Source organism: Thermodesulfobacteriota bacterium (assembly GCA_040756475.1).
Classification (GTDB): domain Bacteria; phylum Desulfobacterota; class Deferrisomatia; order Deferrisomatales; family JACRMM01; genus JBFLZB01.
Genome location: JBFLZB010000239.1, coordinates 1778 through 6262, shown reverse-complemented (window position 1 = coordinate 6262; position 4485 = coordinate 1778). Strand labels below are relative to the sequence as shown.

The window sequence follows — 4485 nt, the reverse complement described above, 5'->3', positions numbered from 1 at the left end:
GTAGGCGACCTCGAAGCGCGCCCGCGCCTGCTTCAGGTCGCGGGCCACGAGGAAGGCCAGGAAGCCGTACACGGCCGCGGCCCCCGCGGCGTGGGCGCTGGGAAAGGCCGGGGTCGCGAGGGTGACGGCCCCCAGGTCCGGCCGGGGCCGCCCGAAGGCGTACTTGCCCAACCAGACCGTGGCCTGGGCGCCGGCGAGCACGATCCACAGGGGCAGCACGGCGGCGCCTCTTCCCTGGGACCAGAGCACCCCCCCCGCGACCAGGGAGACCGCCAAGAGAGTGACCCCATCCCCGAACCCGGTCACGGCGGTGAGGAGCGGGACGATGGGGGAGGTGCGATGGGGGCCGAGCGCACCATGGACGGCCCGGTCCAACCGCGCCCAACCCTCGACCTTCAGCACCTCCTCGGCGAGCCCCAGCAGGAGCAGCGCCAGCCCGACCCCGACCAGGCACAGCAGGGTGAGGGGGAGCCCGGTGAAGCGCCCGGGCGAGAGCCGAGCCGCCAAGACCCGCCAAGAGCCCGGGTGGTCTTGCCGCACCGCGCGCCCCGTAACCCGGAGGAACCGGCCGGCGGAGGTCCGCTTCCCCCAGTGGCGCAGGCGTTTCGGGTCCAGCGAGCAAACCGCTCTCCAGGCCGTAAGGCGGACCAGGATCACGCCCACGGCCGCGGCCGCCCAGAAGAGCGCCCCCGCGAGCGCCTCTTCCATCAGCGAGCGGCCTCCCGGGGCAGCTCCCCTTGGCCGGCCCCCAGGCGCGAAGCGGTCGCCGGCTTCACCGGCCAACCACCTCCAGCCGGTTCTTCACCCGGACGGCGCCTCCCTCGTGGGCGTTGTCCACGGCGGCGCTCGCCTCGGCCAGGGAGCCCACCCGGCCGGTCAGGGTCGCCACCCCCTCCTCCACGGAGACCTGCACCGCGTCGGCGTCGACGAAGGGGCTCCAGTAGAGCTGGTCCTCGATGGCGCGCTGCACCTGGGCGTCCGTCGGGGAGACGTAGTGGGGGCTCTGGGAGAGGAGGGCGCCGCTGGGCTGGGAGCAGACGTCTCCGATGTCGGGGCCGCAGGCCGGCCGGTCCCGGGTGGATCCCGCCCCAGCCGGCCCGCCTCCTTCCGGGTAGGGTCCGAAAGAAGACCCCCTGGACCCGGCCGCGGATGACGTGGTGCCGCTGCACCTGTGGCTCCTCTCGCGCCGCCCCGTCGGCGCCCCCTCGATGGACCGCCCGTTTGCCACTTCACGCCGCGAAGCCCAGCTGCCCGGACTCGAGCGCCGTCTCGAGCGTTGCGGCCCGGATCACCTCAGGCCCGAACGAAATAGCTCGTCATGAGATTCCGGTAATTGGGGATGTGGTTCGACAAGAGCGAACCCAACCCTTCAATATCATTGCGCCAGTCTCGATGCAGCTCACAAGCCATGGCAAACCAATTGATCAACTGCACGCCAGCAGCCTGCATGCGTAACCACGCAGTGTGGCGAGTGACCTCATTGAAAGTGCCGGAGGCGTCGGTTACGACGAACACCTCATAGCCTTCCTCAGCGGCGGATAGAGCCGGGAAAGCCACACAAACCTCGGTTACTACTCCGGCGATAATCAGCTGTTTGCGGCCGGTCTTCTTGACAGCATTGACAAAGTCGTTGTTGTCCCATGCATTGATTTGCCCCGGACGCGCAATGTACGGTGCATCCGGAAAGGTTTCTTTGAGTTCCGGAACCAGAGGGCCATTGGGGCCGCTTTCAAAGCTGGTTGTCAAGATCGTGGGCAGTTTGAAATACGCGCCGGCCGCGGCGACCGCCAGGACATTGTTCTTGAACTCGCCAGGAGAGAAGTCCTGGACGAGCGAGATGAGCCCCGACTGATGGTCCACCAGCAGTAGTGCTGCCTCATCCTTGGAAAGACGGGTGTAGCGGAAGCTTGCACTCATGTAGAACCCTCCTTTCGTTGGCGATGCAGCATGAATCGTTTGTCACGGATAGACTATAGGTCGGCGAACTCGCCGGGGTAGCGCGTTCCGTATAATGGCGAAGGGCCCCGGCCAGGAGTCTCCCGGCCGCGGCGCGGTCCTCGACCGCACCCAAATTCCCCGCCCTCGGTGTGGCGGGGGGGCGCGGGGCCCGGCGCCCCCCCCCGGAGCTAGCGTCGTTCCCGGGGCTTCTTCTACCGCCGGACGGGTCTCCCGGGTGTGCTCCGCGCAGCGGAGCGCACCGGACCCCTGCCTCACGGGTCTGTCCTTCATTCCGGTGTTCGCCTTCTACCTCCTCCTGATCTTCGATCGCATCTACGACCGCGTGGCGGAGCTCTTTCCACCGCGCCGGCAGGCCGTCGTGGGAAGGCTGCTCGGCCGCGCGGACGAGGCGCTGAGCTCCTTCGTCCGCGGGCAGTTGCTGGTGTGCCTGTAAGGACCTGTCCTCCCTGCGCCGCCTCCTCCCCCTCCTGGCCCTCGCCCTCGGCTCCTGCAGCCAGGTCCCCATCACCGGCCGCGACCCGCTGAGCCTGGTGCCCGAGAGCGCCCTGCTGGCCACCAGCTTCCAGCAGTACGAGAGCTTCCCCGCCGAGCACGGGTGGTCCGGGGCACCCCGGAGGGCCGGTTGGTGCAGGCGGTGGGGGAGGACATCCGGGGCGCCGTGGAGGCGTGCTTCTCCCGGCGCGGGAGTCCGGACCGGCTGGCCGACTACCGCCTGGCAGGAGGTCCCGCCAGGGGGCGACCGGAAAGACCGAACCCACGGGTGCGGGGAAGAGCTACTCGAGGCCGGCGACATACGTGGCGATGGCGTCGAGCTGGTCGGCGGGAAGGCCCTCGTAGGAGGGCATGCCCGAAGGTGGGTTGAGCAGTTTCTGGCGGACCTGCTCGGCGTCCAGGCGAGCGCCGATCGCGTTGAGGGAGGGCCCGACCGTACCCCCTTGGCCGTCGACCTGGTGGCAGCCGGTACACCTGGCCCTGACCATCTGTGCCGGGTTGGGGGAGTCGGCCGATGTCGCGGGCGCGTGCCCGCACGCGGCGAGCACGCACCCCAGGACCGCAGCGATCGAACATTGCTTGATCCGCTTCATCTTCTCATCCTCCCGGGCGCTTCGGGACTGCGGACGAAGGGCGTCCGGGCCGCTTCTCACGCGCCTCGGTTCTGTCGAGTCCGACGAGCCGGCTCCCCCTCTTCCCCGCAAAGGCAGGGCGCAGCGACGGACCCGGGTTGTCGCCGGCCTCCCCGCGGGGATCCCAGTGATCCCCTACTTCCCGGACGAAGCGGCCGACGCCACCCGGGTCGCCCCGGTGGACCAGAGGAATCCGGGCGGCGCCGGATACGACGGGTCCCTACACGATGCCCGCGCTCAGCGCCCAAGAGCTGGACGGGTAGCGCCGCTGCAACTGCTTCCAGCCCTCCACGAGGTCCTCCACTTCGTGGGAGACCAGGTACTGGGCCACCCCGAGGTAGTAGAGGGCCTCCGGGGCGAAGGTGGTGCTGGGGAACTTGTCCATCACCTCCTGCAGGAAGGGAACGCCCCCGGCGGGCCGTTTTTGCAGGATCTGGTGGCGTCCCAGGGCCAGGAGCAGCATGGCCGAGTACTCGGCCGCGGGCAGCCAGCCCTCGACGTGGTAGGTCATCCGCTCCTCCCCGTCCAGCACGTTGAGGTTCGGCGTCCAGAAGGCGCGGTACTTGTCAACCAGCTTGGTCTCTTTGCTCACGTCGAGCTGGACCGGCACGAAGTACTCGTTGAGCAGGGTGGCCACGTAGAGATCGGGGTACGTCACGGTACCCAGCCTGGCGCAGCCCCCTCACCCGTCCTTGAAGAAGTCCAGGAGCACGGGCTTCTTCTCGGACCGGGCCTTCTCGAACCCCTGCTCCAGGGAGTCGAGCCATTGCACCTTGCCTTCCAGCTTCTTCATCGGGTCCCTCCTTTCCGGGTGGCGTTCGCCTGGCCGCGGCAGCTCCGCGACGGGCTCCACCAGAGCACGCCCCCGGGCAGTGTCCAGGGGCGCGGGCCGGCCCGGGGCGCGAATTGAGACGATCGTGCCCTGTTTCTATCCGATCAGGTGGCTGGTGCCAGACCCGGCGGCCGGCAGCCTCCCGATGCACGGCGAGACCGCTGGGGCGGCGTCGGCCGCCTCTCCTCCCTTGCACCGGCCAGGGGTTTGGCTACCATGCGCCAAGAGATTCACCGCGAGGGCGACCCGGGCCGCGGCGGACCGGGGGCTCTTGGGAGAAGGGGGTGGGGCCGTGGCCGATCGGAACGCTTCGCCGGAGCTGGCCCGCACCGGGGTCCCCGGGCTGGACGACATCCTGCGCGGGGGCCTGCCCCGGAGCCGGCTCTACCTGGTGGAGGGGGACCCCGGGGCAGGGAAGACGACCCTGGGGCTGCAGTTCCTCATCGAGGGGCGGGCCCGGGGCGAACAGGGCCTGTACGTGAGCTTCGCCGAGACCGAGGCCGAGACCCGCGAGATCGCGGCGTCCCACGGGTGGGGCCTGGACGACTTGTCCATCATGGAGCTCGTCGC

General features: G+C 69.6%; 7 protein-coding genes. 2 read left to right on the top strand and 5 right to left on the bottom strand.

The genetic code is table 11. The features are described 5' to 3' along the window. The 3 genes from AB1578_21405 to ycaC all read right to left on the bottom strand — a co-directional run. The coding region (locus tag AB1578_21405; protein ID MEW6490455.1) for a hypothetical protein at positions 1-708 on the bottom strand (708 nt) is incomplete at its 3' end. 64 nt (positions 709-772) lie between these two features. Next, positions 773-970 carry a BON domain-containing protein gene (locus AB1578_21400; GenBank protein MEW6490454.1) on the bottom strand — a complete coding sequence of 66 codons (198 nt, stop codon included), beginning with the start codon at positions 968-970 and terminating at the stop codon, positions 773-775. 323 nt (positions 971-1293) lie between these two features. Next, positions 1294-1917 (bottom strand): isochorismate family cysteine hydrolase YcaC, encoded by a 624-nt coding sequence (ycaC, locus tag AB1578_21395; GenBank protein ID MEW6490453.1) that lies wholly within the window; start codon positions 1915-1917, stop codon positions 1294-1296. Between the two features lie 256 nt (positions 1918-2173). Here ycaC and AB1578_21390 point away from each other — a divergent pair, with 256 nt between their 5' ends. Continuing rightward, the gene (locus AB1578_21390) at positions 2174-2392 is read left to right on the top strand and encodes a hypothetical protein (protein ID MEW6490452.1); all 219 of its coding nucleotides are present in this window, start codon (positions 2174-2176) and stop codon (positions 2390-2392) included. A gap of 340 nt (positions 2393-2732) precedes the next feature. Here AB1578_21390 and AB1578_21385 read toward each other — a convergent pair whose 3' ends face one another. Further along, positions 2733-3044 (bottom strand): cytochrome c, encoded by a 312-nt coding sequence (locus tag AB1578_21385; GenBank protein ID MEW6490451.1) that lies wholly within the window; start codon positions 3042-3044, stop codon positions 2733-2735. Positions 3045-3303: 259 nt separating this feature from the next. Further along, a complete protein-coding gene (locus AB1578_21380; protein ID MEW6490450.1) occupies positions 3304-3741 on the bottom strand; it encodes a hypothetical protein in 438 nt (145 codons plus the stop codon). A gap of 466 nt (positions 3742-4207) precedes the next feature. Between AB1578_21380 and AB1578_21375 the strand changes: the two genes are divergently transcribed. Then, a partial coding sequence (locus tag AB1578_21375) for an ATPase domain-containing protein (protein MEW6490449.1) occupies positions 4208-4485 on the top strand: 278 nt, incomplete at its 3' end.

Excerpts from the sequence above, each read along its gene's own strand:
- ycaC (MEW6490453.1), bottom strand. The coding sequence starts at position 1,917 with ATGAGTGCAAGCTTCCGCTACACCCGTCTTTCCAAGGATGAGGCAGCA.
- AB1578_21385 (MEW6490451.1), bottom strand. The coding sequence starts at position 3,044 with ATGAAGCGGATCAAGCAATGTTCGATCGCTGCGGTCCTGGGGTGCGTG.